Genomic DNA, 18692 nt, shown 5'->3' on the forward strand with positions numbered 1-18692 from the left:
AACGGTCACGGTTGACACGCTTTTGTCGCGGATCTGTCACGTAGCGCCTCTAGAATCGCTTCGAAATCCACCCTTGGGGATGCACGAATGCGAGACCTGCCGACGCCCACCCAGCCATTGATCGACGCACTGCCGAGCCTGAACCTGGGCAACGCACGGAGGGGCCTTCCTCGCTCACCCGACGCTCTTCCGGCGCGTGACAAGCCTGTTCTGGCCGTTTCGTGGGCGCGCCATCAGGATGAAGTGACCGAAGCGCAGCGCCTGCGCTACAAGGTGTTTGCCGAAGAGATGGGCGCCCGCCTGCCCTCGGCCCACACGGAACTGGACGTCGACATGTTCGACGCCGTGTGCGACCACCTGATCGTGCGCGACCAGAAAACGCTCCGCGTGGTCGGCACCTACCGTGTGCTGCGCCCGGACGCTGCCAAGCAGATTGGTTGCCTGTACTCCGAATCCGAATTCGACCTCGTGCGCCTGGCGCACTTGCGTCCGAAGATGGTCGAGCTTGGCCGCTCGTGCGTGCACCGCGACTACCGCTCGGGCAGCGTCATCATGGCGCTGTGGGCCGGCCTGGGCGAATACATGCAGCGCTACGGTTTCGAATCGATGCTGGGCTGCGCAAGCGTGTCGATGGGCGATGGCGGTCACTTTGCAGCCAGCCTGTATCGCAGCTTCGTTGAAGATGGCTCGCTCGCACCGATCGAGTACCACGCCTTCCCACGCGTGGCACTGCCGGTGGACGAACTGAACCAGGATCTCGAAGTCGAGCCGCCTGCGCTCGTGAAGGGTTATCTGCGCTTGGGCGCACGCATCTGCGGCGCACCGGCCTGGGACCCTGACTTCAACGTCGCCGACTTCCTCACGCTGCTGCGCCTGTCGGACATCAACCCGCGCTACGCACGCCACTTCCTGCGCGGCTGATATCGCTCAGAACAGCGCCACACCAAATAAAACGGCCCGGGTCACTCCGGGCCGTTTTGCTTGGGAGGCTGCGCTACGCTTTACACGTACACCACCTTGTAGCGGCGGCCGATGCGCTGCCATTCATCGGCTTCCTTCGTCAGGCTGTATTCCACCAGCGGATTCTGCTCGATCCAGTTCTTGGGCAGCTCGACTTCGAAACCACCTTCGTTCAGTTCGCCTTCGCTATGGCGCACGCGCAAGCCCGGCAACTGGATCGCTCCGCGCCTGCGGCACAGCACAAACGCCAGACGCAGGCTGAACAGCATCCGCCAATCCAGGAACTTGCCGCCGCCCGAAAGCTTGCCCAGCTTGCCGGCGTGGCCCAGCAGCAGCGTCGCCAGGCGCGCCTGGTCTGTCCTGGAAAAACCCGGCATATCGGCATGGCTGGCGATGTACGCCGAGTGCTTGTGGTACCCGCTGTGCGAGATGCTCATGCCGATCTCGTGCAGGTTTGCCGCCCAACCCAGCAGCGCGAGGTTGTCTTCGCGGCGCTCATCGGGCGGATCGGGAAACTGCGACAGCAGCGCGGTCGCCGCATCGCGAACGCGGCTCGCCTGCGCTCGATCGACGTTGTAGCGGCGCATGAACTGCTCAATCGTCACCGTGCGCATGTCTTCGTGGTGCGTACGGCCGAGCAGGTCGTACAGCACGCCCAGGCGCAAGGCGCCATCGGTCACGTCCATGCGGTCGACGTCGAGTTCCGCAAACACGCCGAGCATGATCGACAGCCCGCCCGGCAGCACCGGAATCCGGTCCGCCTTCAGGCCGTTGAGCTTCAGGCGGTTGGTGTTCTCCGACTTGACGAGCGCGCGCTTCAGGCGCTCCAGCCCTTCACGCGTAATACCGTGTTCGTTGCTCTTGTCATTGAAGCCGTTCAGCTCGATCAGCTCGGCCAGCGCACGCGCCGTCCCCGATGACCCGACGGCCTGCGTCCAGCCAGCCGTGCGGTACTGCTGCACGAGCACCTGGATCTCGCGACGCGCGGCCAGCTCGGCCTGCTTCATCGCGTATTCATCAACGTTGCCGTTGGGGAAGAAATGCCGGCTGTGCGAAACGCAACCGATATACAGCGACTCCATCAGCTTGGGCTTGTAGCCGTTGCCGATAATGAACTCGGTGGAGCCGCCGCCGATGTCGACAACGAGCCGGTTGCCCTGGCACGCCGGTGCGTCATGCGATGCACCGAGATAGATCAGCCGTGCCTCTTCGCGGCCCGCAATCACCTCGATGGGAAACCCCAGCGCGGCTTCCGCCTCGATCAGGAATTCCTGCGCGTTCTTGGCTACACGCAAGGTGTTGGTGGCCACGGCGCGCACATGCTCAGGGGCAAAATCACGCAAGCGATCGCCAAAGCGGCGCAAGGCGTCGACGCCGCGCCGGCGCGCGGGCTGATCCAGGTACTTATCTTGCGTAAGCCCGGCAGCCAAACGCACCGGTTCGCGCAGCGCATCGACCTGGAAGATCTGGGTACTGCTGGCACCGTTGGCACCAAGGGTTTCGTCGACGCGGCCGATCATCAGCCGGAAGCTGTTGGAGCCCATGTCGACAGCAGCCAGCAGACGGGGGGTGGGACTCATGAATGAAAACGGGTGAGGAGCAGAATCAGGGGCGCGGGGTATTGTCGTTCGAAACAATGCGCAACAAAATATGTCTTTATTGTGTCCCGAACGTGACAAATTCAATGTGTCACAAATTTGACACTGAACTATGAAAAAGTGGCCGGATCGTCATCCGTCAGAACACAACATGTCGACATTGCCCGCGGGCGATCTGCTCAATCGCGAACTGGGCATCCTGGAATTCAACGCCCGTGTGCTCGCCCAGGCCGCTGACCCGGGTGTGCCGCTGATGGAGCGGCTGAAATTCATCTGCATCGTGTCGAGCAATCTCGATGAGTTCTTTGAAATCCGCATTGCCGGATTGAAGGAGCAGATGCGCGACAACCCTTCGTCGGTCACGCCCGACGGGCTGTCGGTGCAGCAGGCATTTGGCGTGGTCTCGGAGCGGGTGCGGCAGCTGGTCGCGCAACAGTATGCCATGTTGCAGGAGGAGATCCTGCCCTTGCTGGAGAAGGAAGGCGTCTTCTTCCACATGACCACCAATTGGAATGAAGCCCAGCGCGCCTGGTGTCGCAGTTTCTTCCAGCGCGAGCTGGTACCCATTTTGACGCCAATGGCTCTTGACCCTGCGCACCCGTTCCCACGCGTGCTCAACAAGAGCCTGAACTTCATCATCGAGCTGTCGGGCAAGGACGCATTCGGCCGTGAGGCAGAGCTGGCCATCGTGCAGGCCCCGCGCGCCCTGCCCCGGCTGGTGCAGATGCCGCCGGAACTGTCGGGCTACCCGTATGGGTTCGTGCTGCTGTCGTCGTTCATGCAGGGCTTTGTGCATGAGCTGTTCCCGCAGATCGACGTACATGGCTGCTACCAATTCCGAGTGACACGCAACTCCGACCTGTTTGTATCGGAAGATGAAATCACGGACTTGCGCGAAGCGCTGCAGGGTGAATTGTCTACGCGCCACTTTGGCGACGCAGTACGCCTGGAAATCGCACACGACACGTCGCCCGCGCTGGTGGTGCGACTGCTGCAGGAGTTCGGCCTGACCGACGCGGACTGCTACCGCGTCAAAGGGCCTGTGAACCTGGTGCGCCTGCTGCAGGTGCCCGACATGGTCGACAAACCGGTGCTGAAATACCCGCCGCACGTGCCGGCAACGGTCAGGCAGGTGGCCAACAGTTCCAACGTGTTTGACGCCATCCGCCAGGGCGACATCCTGCTGCACCATCCATACGAAAGCTTCACGCCAGTGCTAGAGCTGCTGCAGCAGGCAGCGCGCGACCCCGACGTGGTCGCAATCAAGCAGACCGTCTACCGCACCGGCAACGAATCCACGGTGATGGAAGCGCTCATCAAAGCTGCGCACAACGGTAAGGAGGTGACCGTCGTCGTCGAACTGCTCGCGCGCTTTGACGAAGAGACGAACATCAACTGGGCGGACCAGCTTGAATCGGCCGGCGCTCATGTCGTGTATGGCGTGGTCGGTCACAAGTGCCACGCGAAGATGCTGCTGGTGGTGCGCCGCGAAGTATCCGGCAAGGGCAAGGCCGTCAGGCTGCGCCGCTACGCGCATCTGGGCACGGGCAACTACCACCCCAAGACCGCCCGCCTCTACACCGACTTCGGCCTGATGACGGCGAACGAGCAGATCTGCGAAGACGTGCATCACGTGTTCCAGTTGCTCACGGGCACGGGCGCACAGGTCAAGCTGCATCATCTGTGGCACTCGCCATTCACGATGCACGACAACCTGATCGAGCACATTCGAGCTGAAGCACGCGCCGCTCGAGCAGGCAAACGTGCGCGCATCATCGGCAAGATGAATGCGCTGCTGGAGCCGGCCATCATCGACGAGCTGTACAAGGCGTCGCGGGCGGGCGTGAAGGTCGACTTGATTGTGCGCGGTGTCTGCGCCCTCAAGCCGGGCGTGCCGGGGCTGTCGGAGAACATCAGCGTTCGCTCCATCGTCGGGCGTTTCCTGGAGCATCACCGCGTCTACTACTTCCATGCCGGTGGCGAGGAGGTCGTCTACCTCTCCAGCGCCGACTGGATGGACCGCAACCTGTTCCGTCGCGTGGAAGTGGCCTTCCCCGTGCTTGATCGCAAGCTCAAGGCGCGCGTCATCAAGGAAAGCCTCCAGGTGCATCTGCGCGACAATGCGTCGGCGTGGGTCATGCAGCAGGATGGCCGTTACGTGCAGCGCCAGACGCGGGGCAAGCATGTGCGCGTCAGCCAGTTGGAACTGCTGAACCACTTCTCGCCGCAGGCTGCTGCTGCGGCGGAAACGGCGGCCGCAGTGGCAGCGGCAACGGCCGCGGAACCGACGGTTCGCGCGCCGGTGGAGATCTCCGCGGGCTGATCGCCAGCTTGCTTGCAAACAGAAACGCACGCTCAACAGCGTGCGTTTTTCATTGGCGCATTGGCGAAGGCTGCGATCAGGCGACGCGCTCGTCGGTCATGGTGGCGCTGCGCACGATCGTGCGCTCTGGCGGGAAGACGGCGCGGAAAGTGCTGCCCTTGCCGTGCTCGCTAGTCACCTGCAGCTCCCCACCGTGGCGCGACAGCACGTGCTTCACGATGGCCAAGCCCAGCCCGGTGCCGCCGGTATCGCGTGAACGGCTGCGGTCAACACGATAGAAGCGCTCGGTCAGACGCGGAATATGCTCTGGCGCAATCCCAATCCCCGTGTCAGTGACGGAGTACACCGCGTGCCCGTCGCGTACACCCCAATCGAGTCGGATACTGCCGCCATCCGGCGTGTAGCGCACGGCGTTGGACGCCAGGTTGCTGAACGCGGACAGCAACTCAAGCTCGGCGCCGCACACACTCACGGCCGGGTCGCATGTCATGCTGACGGTGTGCCGGCCCGCAGACAGCGCTTCGATATCGTGCTGGAGCTGGAGCATCATGCGCTGCATCGGCACCGGCGCCAGAGACGGCGGCTCGGGATTGCCTTCGAGCGTGGCGAGCGCCAGCAAGTCTTCTACCAGATGCTGCATGCGCATGGCCTGCGTGTGCATCATGTCCAGGTAGCGCCGCTTGTCTTCTTCCGGCAGCGGGATATCGCGCACCGTCTCGAGAAAGCCAGAGAGCACGGTCAGCGGTGTCTTCAGCTCGTGCGAAACGTTGGCCACGAAATCGCGGCGCATCGCTTCGGTGTTCTCCAGCTTGGTGATGTCCTGCGACACCAGCAGCTTGCGGTCTTCGCCATACGGCAAGATCTGGGCGGAGATGATGCTTTGCTTGTGCGGGCCCACGTCATGCATGGTGAGCGGCTCCTCGAACTCGCCGCGCGCCAGGTAGCGCACGAACTCCGGTCGGCGGATCAGATGGGTAATGCGTTGGCGCAGGTCACGCTTGGCAGAGAGGCCGAAATGCTCTTCAGCTACCGCGTTGCACCATTCGATCTGGTCTTCACCATCAAGCATCAGCACGCCGTTGGGCGATGCCTGAATGGCCTGAATGAAGCGGCTGTGCTGTTGCTCGACCTGCAACACCTGCGTGCGCCATCCCTTCATCAACCGGTGCAGGCGATAGTAGACCTCGCCCCACAGGCCAAGCGCGCTCGGAATCTCGCCATAGGCCGGCGAGTCCAGCACACGCCACAGGCGCTGGATCTGGTAGATGTAATACAGGAGCATCGCCAACAGCATGGCGCTGAGCACCGCCAGCGCAGCGACGTGGTCGACGAAGATATACAGGCATGCCGTGACGATGCCCATGAGGGTGGCAAAGACGGCAAAGCGGGTCCAGAAGACGTTCATGAAGGCATTCTAAGCGCTGGACCGCGACGGGCGTGTGAACGCGCGATGGAAAAAAAACCGGCTCGCGCGTTCGCCTGACGGATGCGTTATTGCGTTACTGCCCCGGATTGCGCGCGAGGCGATAGCCGCTGCCGCGCACGGTTTCGATCATGTTGCTGTAGCCGCCCGGAGCGAGCGCTGCACGCAGGCGTTTGATGTGCACGTCCACCGTACGCTCTTCCACGAACACGTGGTCGCCCCACACCTGATCCAGCAACTGCGAGCGGCTGTGCACGCGCTCCGGATGCGTCATCAGGAAATGCAGCAGGCGGAACTCCGTCGGTCCGAGGTCCAGCTTGATCGGGTTTTCGGCCTCGACGTTCGTGGCCGTCACGCGGTGCGTGGCCGGGTCCAGCTTCAGGCCGTTGATCGCCACCACGTCGTCGGTCAGCTGCGGTGCGCGGCGGCGCAGCACTGCCTTGATGCGGGCCAGCAATTCCTTGGGCGAGAACGGCTTGGTAACGTAATCGTCCGCGCCGCTGTCCAGACCCATGATCTTGTCCTGCTCTTCGCTGCGAGCCGTCAGCATGATGATCGGGATCTGGCGCGTGCGCTCGTTAGCACGTAGCTCCTTGGCGAACATCACCCCCGATTTGCCCGGCAGCATCCAATCGAGCAGGACGAGGTCGGGCAACACGTCGCTCATCAGCGACAGCGCCTGCTCGGCGTTGTACGCGCGGATCGGGTAGTGCCCTGCGTGCTGCAGGTTCACGGCGATCAGCTCGGCGATCGCCGGTTCGTCTTCTACGACGAGAATACTGCTCGGCATGCTCACGTCTCCAGTCCTGCCTTCTTATTCGCCTTCGCCCAGGATCTCGCGCTCCAGCGCCTCGCGCCCGGCATGCCGGACGTCGGTTCCCTTGACGATATAGATAATAAACTCGGCGATGTTCTTGGCATGATCGCCGATACGTTCAATGGCCTTCGCAATGAACAGCAGATCCAGCGCCACCGAAATCGTGCGCGGGTTCTCCATCATGTACGTGATGAGTTCGCGCATGAAGCCGCGGAATTCCTCATCGATGGCCTTGTCTTCCTGCAGGATCGACACGGCGGCAGTGGTGTCCAGGCGCGCGAAGGCGTCGAGCGCGTGGCGCAGGATGGTTGCGGCCATCTCGCCCGAGCGATCCACGCCTGCGTAGTTCAGCGCGTGTGCGGACGGGTCCTGCATGAGACGTTTGGTGCGCTTCGCAATCTTTGCGGCCTCGTCACCGGCGCGCTCCAGATTGGTAATGGTCTTCGAGATAGCCATGACCAGACGCAAGTCGCGGGCGGTCGGCTGGCGGCGCGCAATGATGTTGTTGCAGTCGCCGTCGATCTCGATCTCGAGCGCATTGATCTCCTGCTCCACCGCGAGCACCTGATCGCACATCGCGGTGTCGAAGTTGGCCAGCGCGCGCATCGCGCGGGCAATCTGCGCTTCCACCAGACCGCCCATCTGCAGCACCTTGGTGCTGATGGTGGTCAGGTCGGTGTCAAACTGCGATGACAGATGCTTTTCAGACATCGGTTTCTCCTTGTCGCTTCAGCTTCAGCGTTGTTGCAGGTCAGCCGAAGCGGCCGGTAATGTAGTCTTCCGTTTCTTTGCGTTGAGGCTTGATGAAGATCTTTTCGGTATCACCGAACTCGATCAGCTCGCCCAGGTACATGTACGCCGTGTAGTCGGAGCAACGCGCCGCCTGCTGCATGTTATGCGTGACGATGACGACGGTGTAGTCGTCCTTCAGCTCGGCGATCAGCTCTTCGATCTTGCCCGTGGAGATCGGGTCCAGCGCCGAGCACGGCTCGTCCAGCAGCAGCACTTCGGGGCGGATGGCAATGCCGCGCGCGATGCACAGACGCTGCTGCTGACCGCCCGACAGGCCGTAGCCGGACTGGTTGAGCTTGTCCTTCACTTCGTTCCACAGTGCGGCCTTGGTCAGCGCCCATTCCACGCGGTCGTCCATCTCGGAGCGAGACAGACGCTCGAACAGCTTCACGCCGAAAGCAATGTTGTCGTAGATCGACATCGGAAACGGCGTTGGCTTCTGGAACACCATGCCAACCTTGGCGCGCAGCAGGGCGATATCCATGCGCGAGGTCAGCAGGTTTTCGCCGTCCATGTTGATCTGGCCTTCGGCACGTTGCTCCGGATACAGCGCGTACATCCTGTTGAACGTACGCAGCAGTGTCGACTTGCCGCAGCCCGACGGGCCGATGAAGGCTGTCACCTGCTTCTCCGGAATCTGCAGCGAGATATTCTTCAGTGCGTGGAACTTGCCGTAGTAGAAGTTCAGGTCGCGAACATCGATCTTCGGGCTTTGCGTGCGCACTTCGAGGGACGTAGCGGTCATGGTCATTTCTTGGTGAACAAGGCACGCGCGAGGACGTTCAGCCCCAGCACACCCAGCGTAATCAGGAACACCCCGGCCCAGGCCAATTGCTGCCACTCGGGGAACGGGCTCATCGCAAACTTGAAGATCACGGTCGGCAGCGTGGCCACCGGCTGATTCAGATCCAGGCTCCAGAACTGGTTATTCAACGCGGTGAAGAGCAGCGGCGCGGTTTCGCCGGCAATGCGGGCCACAGCCAGCAGCACACCGGTAATCACGCCGGCGTACGACGCCTTGAGCGTAATCGACAGGACCATCTTCCACTTGGGCGTGCCGAGCGCCATGGCGGCTTCACGCATCGCGTTGGGCACCAGGTTGAGCATGTTCTCGGTCGTGCGCACCACGATCGGAATCTGCAGCAGCGCCAGCGCGATCACACCGGCAATGCCCGAGAAGTGATGTACACGCGCCACCACGACGGCATACACGAACAGGCCGATCACGATGGACGGCGCCGACAGCAGAATGTCGTTGATGAAACGCGTGGCGCTCGCCAGCATCGACGTCTTGCCGTACTCGGCCAGATAGATGCCGGCCAGGATGCCCAGCGGCGTGCCGATCAGGGTGGCCATACCTACCAGCAGCAACGAACCTGCGATGGCGTTGGCGAGGCCGCCCCCCGCCGTGTTGGGCGCCGGCGTCATCTCCGTGAAGAGCGACATCGACAGGCCGCCCACACCCAGCGAGAGCGTGGTCCAGAGAATCCAAGCCAGCCACACCAGGCCGAAAGCCATAGCGGCAAGCGACAGTGCCAGCGCAATCCCGTTGACATTGCGGCGGCGGGCCTGCAGGCGGGCCTTGATCTTTTCAGAGTCGGCGCGAACGGCAGGGATGGAAGGCATACGCATGGTATTGGGTCTCATAGCGTCAGGCAGATCGTGTTGGTTCACTTCTGACCCTCGCTCTTCTGCAGGCGCAGAAGGAGCAGCTTGGAGGCCGCCAGCACGATGAACGTGATGACGAACAGGATCAAGCCCAGCTCCATGAGCGCCGCGGTATGCAGGCCCTGGCCCGCTTCCGCAAATTCATTGGCCAGCGCCGAGGTAATGCTGTTACCCGGCGAGAACAACGAGGCGTCGGACAGCAGGTTGGTGTTGCCGATCACGAACGTCACGGCCATGGTCTCGCCAAGGGCGCGGCCCAGGCCCAGCATCACACCGCCGATCACGCCCGCCTTGGTGTACGGCAGCACCACGTTCCACATGACTTCCCACGTCGTGCAGCCCACCCCGTAGGCGGATTCCTTGAGCAGCGTCGGCGTGACCTCGAACACGTCGCGCATCACCGCAGAGATGTACGGAATGATCATGATCGCCAGGATCACCCCGGCACATAGCAGGCCGATGCCGATCGGCGCGCCCTGAAACAGCGCCCCGACGACAGGGATCTTGCCGACGGTCGCGGCCAGCGGCTTTTGAAAGTATTCGCCAAAAATCGGCGCAAACACGAGCAGCCCCCACATGCCGTACACGATGGATGGCACTGCGGCGAGCAGCTCAATGGCGGTACCCAGCGGTCGGCGCAGCCAGGCCGGCGACAACTCGGTCAAGAACAGGGCAATGCCGAAGCTCACAGGCACGGCAATGATGAGCGCGATCAGCGATGTGACCAGGGTGCCGTAGATGGGCACCAGCGCGCCATAGATGTCAGAGGGCGGATCCCACTCCGAATTCCACAGGAACGACAGGCCGAAATTCTGAATCGTGGGCCAGGAGCTGATGATGAGCGAGATGATGATGCCGCCCAGGAGCAACAGCGTAACGATTGCGGCAAGGCGGGTCAGACCGCCGAACATCAGGTCGCCAAGGCGGCTGGGTGCCCGCAGACGGGAAGCGCCGGAGGAATCAGAGAACGTGGCCATGAGGGAAACCGGTCAGCCGTGAAAGAAGCTTTTGAAATGGTGCGGGCGGCCGATTCGTACCGACCTCCCGCACCTTGTGCTGCATCTAGTTACGAACCGTTATGCAGCTAGCAGCGGTCATTAGTTGTAGACAACCTTGCCCGATGCATCCTTCACGCTCGACTTCCACGTTGCGCGGATCTGGTTCTTCACAGCGTCCGGCAGCGGCACGTAGTCCAGGCTCTTGGCGGCGTCGTCACCACCCTTGTAGGCCCAGTCGAAGAACTTCATGACTTCAGCGCCCTGCTCCGGCTTGGCTTGCGTCTTGTGCAGCAGGATGAACGTGGCACCAGCGATCGGCCATGCGTCCTTACCCGGTTCGTCCGTGAGGATCTGGTAGTACGACTTGCTCCACTCGGCGCCGGCGGCTGCGGCCTTGAAGGCTTCTGCGGTCGGTTTCACCACGGCACCCGACTTATTCTGCAGGTTCACATACGTCATCTTGTTCTGCTTGGCGTAGGCGTACTCGACGTAGCCCACTGCGCCACCCAGACGCTGCACGAAAGCGGCCACGCCTTCGTTGCCCTTGCCACCCGTACCCGTCGGCCAGTTCACGGTCGTGCCTTCGCCGACCTTGCTCTTCCACTCGGCATTCACCTTCGACAGGTAGTTCGTGAAGATGAATGAAGTGCCCGAACCGTCAGCACGACGCACCACCAGGATGTCCTGGTCCGGCAGCTTGGCCTTCGGATTCAGCTTGGCGATGGCCGGATCGTTCCACTTCTTGATCTTGCCCAGGTAGATATCACCCAGCAATTGGCCATTCAGCGTCAGCTCGCCCGGCTTCACGCCCGGCAGGTTGATCACGGGCACCACGCCGCCGATCACCGTCGGGAACTGGATCAGGCCATCCTTGGCCAGCTCTTCGTCCTTCAACGGCATGTCCGATGCGCCGAAGTCGACGGTCTTGGCGGTGATCTGCTTGATGCCGCCCGACGAACCGATACCTTGGTAGTTCACCTTGGTGTTGGTCGCCTTGTTGTAGTCGGCCGCCCACTTGTTGTAGACGGGTGCCGGGAACGTTGCGCCTGCGCCAGTGATGTCAACAGCAAATGCGGCACCGGCGAAAGCCAGTGCAGCCACGCCAGCGATTGCGGTTTTGACCAGTTTCATGAGTTCTCCAGAGGAGCGGTTGAGCGATGACAGATTTTTGACATCCGAACTTTAGGCCGCTCAAATGACAGTTCTGTGACAACACGAAAACTTCTCATAACCGCTCTGCAGGGCAGGAAAGTCGACCCACGCGCATAAAAAAAGCGGCCCGGAGGCCGCTTTTCCATATGTTTGCTTGATTGGGCAACCACTTACTGCAACGTCGCGGCAAGACGCTCCGCATATTGGTTGGCCAGCTCAGCGTCCTGCGCTTCCACCATGACGCGCACGACCGGCTCCGTACCCGACGGGCGAATCAGCACACGCCCCTTGCCATTCAACTCGGCCTCGCTCGTCTTGAGAGCCGCCTGCAAGGCCGCGTGCGATTTCCAATCGAAACCCTTTTCGACCCGCACGTTGATAAGCTTTTGAGGGAACAGGCGCACGCCGTCGAGCATCTCGTCCAGCGTCTGGCCGCTGCGACGCAATGCCGCAAGCACCTGCAGCGCCGAAATGATGCCGTCGCCCGTGCTGTGCTTGTCCAGACAGAGCAAGTGGCCCGAACCTTCGCCGCCGAGCAGCCAACCATTCTTCTTCAGCTCCTCCAGCACATAGCGATCGCCCACCTTGGCGCGCACGAACTCCACGCCCTGCGCCTTGAGTGCGAGTTCCACGGCAAGATTGGTCATGAGCGTACCAACCGCACCCGGCACCGTCTGGCCCGCCGCACGGCGCGCCTGCACCATCACATAGAGCAGCTCATCGCCGTTGTAAAGGCGCCCATTGCGGTCCACCACCTGCAGGCGGTCGGCATCGCCATCAAAGGCCAGGCCGATGTCAGCCTGATGCTCGCGCGTAGCCTCAACCAACTTACCCGGCGCCGTCGCGCCATAGCCGTCGTTGATGTTGCGGCCATTCGGCTGGTTGCCGATCGATACTACGTCCGCACCCAGCTCGTGGAAGACGTGCGGTGCAATGTGATAGGCCGCGCCATGCGCGCTGTCCAGCACGACCTTCATTCCGAACAGGTTCAGGTCGCTCGGGAACGTGCTCTTGCAGAATTCGATGTAGCGTCCAGCGGCATCCTCGATACGACGGGCACGGCCCAGCGCATCAGAGGCAGCGTACGCCATCGGCTTTTCCAGTTCGGCTTCGATCTGCAGCTCGATTTCATCCGGCAGCTTGTCGCCGGTGGCCGAGAAGAACTTGATGCCGTTATCGTAATACGGGTTATGTGAGGCAGAAATCACCACGCCCGCCGACAACCGCAGCGCACGCGTGAGATACGCCACGCCAGGTGTGGGCAGCGGGCCACTCATCAGCACGTCCACGCCGGCTGCTGTAAAGCCCGCTTCCAACGCGGCTTCCAGCATGTAGCCCGACAGGCGCGTGTCCTTACCGATCAGCACGGTGGGACGGCCGTGGCCATGCGCTTCCCCACCGTGGGCCAACACACGGCCGGCTGCATAACCAAGGCGCAACACAAAATCCGGCGTGATCGGGCTTTCACCGACACGCCCACGGATGCCGTCGGTGCCGAAATACTTCCTGGACATTGGGAGTCTCTCCTGGAGAAATGTTTCTCTCTTTGTTTGTAAGACGCCGGCCATCGCTGGGCAATCCTCTGTTCGCTTGACCCCCAGCCGCGTGAGGCTGGGGCGGCTATCAAGCCATTGGCGGATTTACGCGTTCATGACGCATGGCCCACCAGAGTTGAATTGCCTCCACGGTCGGCTGCACGTCGTGCACACGCACGATGAACGCGCCCCGCTCCGCCGCCAGTAGCGCTGCCGCCACACTGACGGTCACACGTTCGGCTGGCGGTTTGCCGCCCAACACCGCGCCAAGCGTCGACTTGCGCGACAAACCGGCGAGCAACGGCAAACCGATGCGCTGAAACTCCGCCAAGCGATTGAGCATGGTGAGGTTGTGATCCGGCGTCTTGCCAAAACCAAACCCCGGATCAAGGGAGACACGCTCGGCCGCCACGCCGGCAGCCATCAGCGCCTCCGTCTGCGTGCACAGGAAGGCCTCCACCTCGCCCATCAGGTCTACATAGCTGGGCGCTTCCTGCATCGTTTCGGGATCGCGCTGCATATGCATGACACACAGGCCCGCGTTGCCCTTTGCCACCACCTCGATCGCGCCGGGCCGGCGAAAGCCCCAGATATCGTTGATCAGATCGGCGCCCGCATCCAGCGTGGCCCGCATCACCTCGGGCTTGTAGGTATCGATCGACAGCGGCTTGCCGCATTCGCGTAGCGCCTCGACGATAGGCATCACGCGGTCCAATTCGGCTTGCAGGCTCAACGGCTCGGCGCCCGGCCGGCTCGACTCTCCACCGATGTCGATCATATCGACGCCTTCGGCGATCAGCTGCTCGGCGTGGCGCAACGCTGCATCACGCGTGGCGTGCTGCCCGCCATCGGAGAACGAATCGGGCGTGACGTTGAGAATGCCCATGATGAGGGGACGGCGATCACGTGGGTAACGGAAGCGTCCGCACTGGAAGTGCGTTGTGGTGGGAATGGAAGCGGACAAGATAGATCGATGGAAATGCTGTGCAGGACCGGAATCCTACGCCAGGCACGCCAGAATGCGCCAACAAAAAAAAGCCGGTGCACTTGCACCGGCTCTTTTGCGTCGCCGCCCGGGCGACAAACTAACGGCCCATCAACACATCAGGCCGTGGCAGGCACGTTGCCCGGGTTCACCCCAGCCGGCGTGCCTCCACCCGGCGGGGTGCTGCCACCGCCGGTCGAGCCGTAGCGCGGCGGGCGCGGCGGCTTGCCGTCCATGATGTCATTGACCTGATCGGCGTCGATGGTTTCCCACTCGAGCAGCGCCGCAGTCATGGCTTCCACCTTATCGCGATTCGCTTCCAGCAGCCCCTTGGCCAGGGCGTACTGCTCGTCCACGATGCGGCGGATTTCCGAATCCACCTTCTGCTGCGTCGCCTCGGACACCGTCTTCGATGCCATGCGACCGAAGAAGCCATCCTGTTCCGTATCGACGTAAACCATGGTGCCAAGCGCGTCGCTCATGCCATAGCGCGTCACCATATCGCGGGCCATCTTGGTGGCGCGCTCGAAGTCGTTAGAGGCACCGGTACTCATCGCACCCAGGAACACCTCTTCTGCGGCACGGCCACCAAACAGGATCGCGACCTCTTCGAGCATCGTGTCCTTGTAGGCGTAGTGCTTGTCGTGCTCCGGCAGCTGCCAGGTCAGACCGCCAGCCCAGCCGCGCGGCATGATCGTGACCTTGTGCACCGGATCAGCCTTCGGTAGCAGCTTCGCCACCACCGCATGGCCCGACTCGTGGTACGCCGTAGCGCGGCGCTCCTCTTCGCGGATCACGGCCGACTTGCGCTCCGGACCCATGTAGATCTTGTCCTTCGCGTCTTCGAAGTCTTGCATATCCACCACGCGCTTGTTGCGGCGTGCAGCAAACAGCGCAGCTTCGTTGACCAGGTTGGCGAGATCGGCACCCGAGAAGCCCGGCGTGCCACGCGCAAGCACCGATGCATCGACGTCGTTGCCGATCGGCACCTTGCGCATGTGCACCTTGAGAATCTGCTCGCGACCACGGATATCCGGCAGACCCACGTAGACCTGACGGTCGAAGCGGCCAGGACGCAGCAGCGCTTTGTCGAGCACGTCTGCACGGTTGGTTGCCGCGATCACGATGACGCCCGAGTTGGCCTCGAAGCCGTCCATCTCGACCAGCATCTGGTTCAGGGTCTGCTCGCGCTCGTCGTTGCCGCCGCCCATGCCGGCGCCACGATGGCGGCCAACCGCATCGATCTCATCGATGAACACGATACAGGGCGCCTGCTTCTTGGCGTTTTCAAACATGTCGCGCACGCGGGCTGCGCCCACGCCAACGAACATTTCAACGAAGTCCGAACCGGAAATACTAAAGAACGGCACCTTGGCCTCGCCGGCAATGGCGCGCGCCAGCAGCGTCTTGCCGGTACCCGGAGGCCCCACGAGCAGCACGCCGCGCGGGATACGCCCGCCCAGCTTCTGGAATTTCTGCGGATCTTTCAGGAAGTCAACCAGTTCGACGACTTCTTCCTTCGATTCATCGCAGCCCGCCACGTCAGCAAACGTGACGCTGTTGTTGTTCTCGTCGATCAACCGTGCCCTGGACTTGCCGAACGAGAAGGCACCGCCTTTCCCGCCGCCCTGCATCTGCCGCATCATGTAGAACCAGAACACGATGATCAGCAGCGTCGGGCCGAGGTAGTAAAGCGCGGTAAGGAGCACACCTTGCTCCTCTTCCGCCTTGCCGGTCACCTGCACGCCGTACTTCATCAGGTCGCCGACCATCCAGATGTCGCCCGGCGAGATGATCGAATACTTGTTGCCCTCGTTCGGTGTGACCAACAACGTACGGCCCTGGACCTCGACGCGCTTGACCTTGCCGGCCTTTGCATCGTCCATGAATTGCGAGTACGTCACACCTTCTTGGGCGCGGGGCTTGTCGAACTGCTTGAAGACGGTGAACAGCACCAAGGCAATCACCAGCCAGATGGCCGCCTTCTGAAACCAGTTGTTATTCAAGGCGAGACTCCTTTAGAAATGCCTTGACGGGATGCTTGGCATTGTAATGCACGGACACCGCCGCGGGTTGATTGCCCGCAAGACCGACGGACCGCCGTGCCAGCCGGGGGCCCCTTCCTGAGTATCGTCTGTCAGCCGGAATGCTTGAGCTGGCGGCCCAACAGGAATGTTTCGGACGATTTGTCGCGGGAGGCTTTAGGCTTGCGCGGCGCCACGATCTTGAAATGACGCTTGAACATCTCGACGATCTGACTATAGCCGCTGCCATGGAAACATTTGATCAGCAGCGCGCCCTCAGGTTTCAGGTGCGCCATGGCAAATTCCACAGCCAGCTCGGCGATGTGCTCCATGCGCGCGGCGTCTGCCGACGCCACACCAGAGAGATTGGGGGCCATATCGGACAAAACAAGGTCCACTTTGCCCCCGCCGGTGGCTTCCAGCACGATTTCTTCCAGTTGCCGGAAAACGTCGTCCTCCCGGAAGTCTCCCTGAATGAAGGTGACGTCAGCGATGGCTTCCATCGGCAGGATGTCGATGGCGACGATGGCCCCGTCGATCCGGCCGTCTTTGGCGCGCGGCGAGGCGGCCAGCTTGTTGCGCACGTACTGGCTCCAGCTTCCCGGCGCGGCGCCAAGGTCGACGATAACCTGACCCGGCTTGATGAGCTTGTCCTGCTCGTCGATCTCTTTCAGCTTATAGGCCGCACGCGCGCGATAGCCTTCGCGCTGCGCCAGCTTTACGTACGGATCATTGATGTGGTCGTGCAGCCACGACTGGTTGAACTTGTTCTTTGCCATCGAATTGGTTGCAATTTCGCCCGGATGTAGCGCCAAACATGGCGGCCAGGACCGGTTTTGGCGGATAATACGCGCCGTTTGTCTTTTTGCGCGATCTCGCCCCTATTTATGCCCGCCCTTATCCTCACCCCTGCCCAACGATCGGAACTGCGCTCAGAAGCGCACGCGTTGAACCCGGTCGTCATCATCGGTGCGGAGGGTCTGACGAAGGCCGTTCTGGCCGAAATCGACCGCTCGCTGGCGGCCCACGGGCTGATCAAGATTCGCGTCTTCGGTGATGATCGCGAAGCCCGCATCGAACTCTATGACACCATCTGCGCCCGCCTACAGGCTGCCCCGGTACAGCACATCGGCAAGCTGCTGGTGATTTGGCGCGAGGGTCCGGCGTACCTGAAGGAAAACCAGCCGCGGGACCTCAAGCCGCCTCGCAAGACGACCGTTGGTGCCGGTCCGCGCTCGGTCACCGTGCGCAAGCCGAACCCGAACAGCGCACGCCGCCCGAAACCGGTCCGCCTCAGCGTGTTGGGTAACGAACGGGTCACGGCCGGCGGTAACGTCAAGCGTGCCAAACCGCGTCAAACCAGCCAGAAGAAGAAAGCGCTGTCCTGAACCTGCTTGGGAGCCCGCACAGAAAACGACCGGCTTTCCAGCCGGTCTTTTTTTGGAGGCCTCAGGCGGCTTGCCGAACGCCGGCCGCCTTCCAGATCAGGGCCAACCCGAGAAGGCTCTGCACCAGATAAAACACGCTCGATATGCCGTGCAACATGCCGAACTGTGCGCGGTAAGGCGAATCCCCCACCGCCACGCCAAGCGCATCGGCCTGTTCGCGCAGCGAAGCCATGAACGGCTGCAAGCCGAAATAGCCCACCAGCACACACAGCAGCATCGCCAGCACGAGCCAGCGCAGCCGCCGGTATCCGGCCTCACCGCGGCGCACTAGCGCCGTGGCAGCCAGCAGCAGCAAACACCCAGTCGCCAGGCCGATCCACGCTTCCGCATGAAACAACCGACCGGCAATGGAGCCGGCCAGCTGACGATCGTCCAGCATCGCGAACAGCGTCGGCGCGACGATGTAACCGATGGTCCAGAGCGAACCACACCATACCGTGGCAAGCAACTGGAAGAAGCGCTGCGGCATGGTGGTTGTCCCGAATCAGGTTAGAGGTACTTGACGGCCAGCACTTCGTACTCGCGCTCGCCGCCCGGGGCGACCACGGTAGCGACATCGCCTTCGAACTTGCCGATCAACGCACGAGCGATCGGCGAGCTGATCGAAATCTTGCCAGTTTCCAGGTCAGCCTCATCATCGCCGACGATCTGATACGTAACGGGCTTGCCCGAATCGAGATCTTCCAGATCGATGGTGGCGCCAAAAACCACGCGGCCGTCGGCATCCAGCGAGGCCGGATCGATGATCTGCGCAGCGGACAGCTTGCTCTCGATTTCCTGGATGCGGCCTTCGATGAAGCCTTGGCGCTCCTTGGCAGCATCGTAGTCGGCGTTTTCGGAAAGATCGCCCTGGGCACGTGCCTCGGCGATGGCATTGACGACGGCCGGACGCTCCTTGGTCTTCAGACGGTGAAGCTCTTCTTTCAGCATCTCGGCACCGCGCTTGGTAATCGGAATGGTGCTCATCGT

17 protein-coding genes are annotated in these 18692 nt (G+C 62.1%); 3 read left to right on the top strand and 14 right to left on the bottom strand.

Going from position 1 to position 18692, the window contains the following annotated elements; translation table 11 throughout:
• Positions 1-87 precede the first annotated feature (87 nt).
• Positions 88-921, top strand: coding sequence for a GNAT family N-acetyltransferase (locus RP6297_RS08385; protein ID WP_009240886.1), 834 nt, complete (start codon positions 88-90; stop codon positions 919-921).
• 80 nt (positions 922-1001) lie between these two features.
• Here the strand turns inward: RP6297_RS08385 and ppx are convergent, their stop codons facing one another.
• Positions 1002-2540 carry an exopolyphosphatase gene (gene ppx / locus RP6297_RS08390; protein ID WP_012762178.1) on the bottom strand — a complete coding sequence of 513 codons (1539 nt, stop codon included), beginning with the start codon at positions 2538-2540 and terminating at the stop codon, positions 1002-1004.
• A 169-nt stretch (positions 2541-2709) separates the two neighbouring features.
• Here ppx and ppk1 point away from each other — a divergent pair, with 169 nt between their 5' ends.
• Positions 2710-4881: a polyphosphate kinase 1 gene (gene ppk1, locus RP6297_RS08395; RefSeq protein ID WP_009240887.1), complete on the top strand. Its 2172-nt coding sequence runs from the start codon at positions 2710-2712 to the stop codon at positions 4879-4881.
• Between the two features lie 76 nt (positions 4882-4957).
• Here the strand turns inward: ppk1 and phoR are convergent, their stop codons facing one another.
• From phoR to RP6297_RS08450, 11 genes are all read right to left on the bottom strand, one after another.
• Positions 4958-6286 (bottom strand): phosphate regulon sensor histidine kinase PhoR, encoded by a 1329-nt coding sequence (phoR, locus tag RP6297_RS08400; protein WP_009240888.1) that lies wholly within the window; start codon positions 6284-6286, stop codon positions 4958-4960.
• Positions 6287-6380: 94 nt separating this feature from the next.
• Complete coding sequence (gene phoB / locus RP6297_RS08405) at positions 6381-7094, bottom strand: phosphate regulon transcriptional regulator PhoB (protein WP_004634238.1); 714 nt, start codon at positions 7092-7094, stop codon at positions 6381-6383.
• 24 nt (positions 7095-7118) lie between these two features.
• Positions 7119-7832, bottom strand: a complete 714-nt coding sequence (gene phoU / locus RP6297_RS08410; protein WP_009240889.1) for a phosphate signaling complex protein PhoU — start codon at positions 7830-7832, stop codon at positions 7119-7121.
• A 40-nt stretch (positions 7833-7872) separates the two neighbouring features.
• The gene (gene pstB / locus RP6297_RS08415) at positions 7873-8664 is read right to left on the bottom strand and encodes a phosphate ABC transporter ATP-binding protein PstB (protein ID WP_009240890.1); all 792 of its coding nucleotides are present in this window, start codon (positions 8662-8664) and stop codon (positions 7873-7875) included.
• Positions 8661-9545, bottom strand: coding sequence for a phosphate ABC transporter permease PstA (gene pstA / locus RP6297_RS08420; RefSeq protein WP_037028546.1), 885 nt, complete (start codon positions 9543-9545; stop codon positions 8661-8663). The genes pstB and pstA overlap by 4 nt, the downstream gene beginning before the upstream one ends.
• 38 nt (positions 9546-9583) lie before the next feature.
• A complete protein-coding gene (gene pstC, locus RP6297_RS08425) occupies positions 9584-10558 on the bottom strand; it encodes a phosphate ABC transporter permease PstC (RefSeq protein WP_037028544.1) in 975 nt (324 codons plus the stop codon).
• Between the two features lie 120 nt (positions 10559-10678).
• Complete coding sequence (gene pstS / locus RP6297_RS08430) at positions 10679-11710, bottom strand: phosphate ABC transporter substrate-binding protein PstS (protein WP_012762183.1); 1032 nt, start codon at positions 11708-11710, stop codon at positions 10679-10681.
• Positions 11711-11901: 191 nt separating this feature from the next.
• A complete protein-coding gene (gene glmM / locus RP6297_RS08435; RefSeq protein ID WP_037028542.1) occupies positions 11902-13245 on the bottom strand; it encodes a phosphoglucosamine mutase in 1344 nt (447 codons plus the stop codon).
• Between the two features lie 109 nt (positions 13246-13354).
• Entirely contained in the window at positions 13355-14218 is an 864-nt protein-coding gene (folP, locus tag RP6297_RS08440; protein WP_144244010.1) for a dihydropteroate synthase, read from the bottom strand.
• A gap of 152 nt (positions 14219-14370) precedes the next feature.
• The gene (gene ftsH, locus RP6297_RS08445; protein WP_009240894.1) at positions 14371-16257 is read right to left on the bottom strand and encodes an ATP-dependent zinc metalloprotease FtsH; all 1887 of its coding nucleotides are present in this window, start codon (positions 16255-16257) and stop codon (positions 14371-14373) included.
• A 131-nt stretch (positions 16258-16388) separates the two neighbouring features.
• The gene (locus tag RP6297_RS08450; protein WP_009240895.1) at positions 16389-17054 is read right to left on the bottom strand and encodes an RlmE family RNA methyltransferase; all 666 of its coding nucleotides are present in this window, start codon (positions 17052-17054) and stop codon (positions 16389-16391) included.
• A 108-nt stretch (positions 17055-17162) separates the two neighbouring features.
• Here RP6297_RS08450 and RP6297_RS08455 point away from each other — a divergent pair, with 108 nt between their 5' ends.
• On the top strand, positions 17163-17663 hold the full coding sequence (locus RP6297_RS08455; RefSeq protein WP_004634261.1) for a YhbY family RNA-binding protein: 501 nt from the start codon (positions 17163-17165) through the stop codon (positions 17661-17663).
• Between the two features lie 61 nt (positions 17664-17724).
• Here RP6297_RS08455 and RP6297_RS08460 read toward each other — a convergent pair whose 3' ends face one another.
• The gene (locus RP6297_RS08460) at positions 17725-18192 is read right to left on the bottom strand and encodes a DUF4149 domain-containing protein (RefSeq protein WP_009240896.1); all 468 of its coding nucleotides are present in this window, start codon (positions 18190-18192) and stop codon (positions 17725-17727) included.
• A gap of 20 nt (positions 18193-18212) precedes the next feature.
• Positions 18213-18689: a transcription elongation factor GreA gene (gene greA, locus RP6297_RS08465; RefSeq protein WP_009240897.1), complete on the bottom strand. Its 477-nt coding sequence runs from the start codon at positions 18687-18689 to the stop codon at positions 18213-18215.
• Positions 18690-18692 lie beyond the last annotated feature (3 nt).

The organism is Ralstonia pickettii (genome assembly GCF_016466415.2).
GTDB lineage: Bacteria > Pseudomonadota > Gammaproteobacteria > Burkholderiales > Burkholderiaceae > Ralstonia > Ralstonia pickettii.

Coding starts and splice junctions, on each gene's coding strand:
- phoU (WP_009240889.1), bottom strand. CDS start 7,832: ATGTCTGAAAAGCATCTGTCATCGCAGTTTGACACCGACCTGACCACC.
- ppx (WP_012762178.1), bottom strand. CDS start 2,540: ATGAGTCCCACCCCCCGTCTGCTGGCTGCTGTCGACATGGGCTCCAAC.
- pstB (WP_009240890.1), bottom strand. CDS start 8,664: ATGACCATGACCGCTACGTCCCTCGAAGTGCGCACGCAAAGCCCGAAG.
- pstS (WP_012762183.1), bottom strand. CDS start 11,710: ATGAAACTGGTCAAAACCGCAATCGCTGGCGTGGCTGCACTGGCTTTC.
- RP6297_RS08460 (WP_009240896.1), bottom strand. CDS start 18,192: ATGCCGCAGCGCTTCTTCCAGTTGCTTGCCACGGTATGGTGTGGTTCG.
- greA (WP_009240897.1), bottom strand. CDS start 18,689: ATGAGCACCATTCCGATTACCAAGCGCGGTGCCGAGATGCTGAAAGAA.
- phoB (WP_004634238.1), bottom strand. CDS start 7,094: ATGCCGAGCAGTATTCTCGTCGTAGAAGACGAACCGGCGATCGCCGAG.
- glmM (WP_037028542.1), bottom strand. CDS start 13,245: ATGTCCAGGAAGTATTTCGGCACCGACGGCATCCGTGGGCGTGTCGGT.
- RP6297_RS08385 (WP_009240886.1), top strand. CDS start 88: ATGCGAGACCTGCCGACGCCCACCCAGCCATTGATCGACGCACTGCCG.
- pstC (WP_037028544.1), bottom strand. CDS start 10,558: ATGGCCACGTTCTCTGATTCCTCCGGCGCTTCCCGTCTGCGGGCACCC.
- ppk1 (WP_009240887.1), top strand. CDS start 2,710: ATGTCGACATTGCCCGCGGGCGATCTGCTCAATCGCGAACTGGGCATC.
- RP6297_RS08455 (WP_004634261.1), top strand. CDS start 17,163: ATGCCCGCCCTTATCCTCACCCCTGCCCAACGATCGGAACTGCGCTCA.
- pstA (WP_037028546.1), bottom strand. CDS start 9,545: ATGCGTATGCCTTCCATCCCTGCCGTTCGCGCCGACTCTGAAAAGATC.
- phoR (WP_009240888.1), bottom strand. CDS start 6,286: ATGAACGTCTTCTGGACCCGCTTTGCCGTCTTTGCCACCCTCATGGGC.
- RP6297_RS08450 (WP_009240895.1), bottom strand. CDS start 17,054: ATGGCAAAGAACAAGTTCAACCAGTCGTGGCTGCACGACCACATCAAT.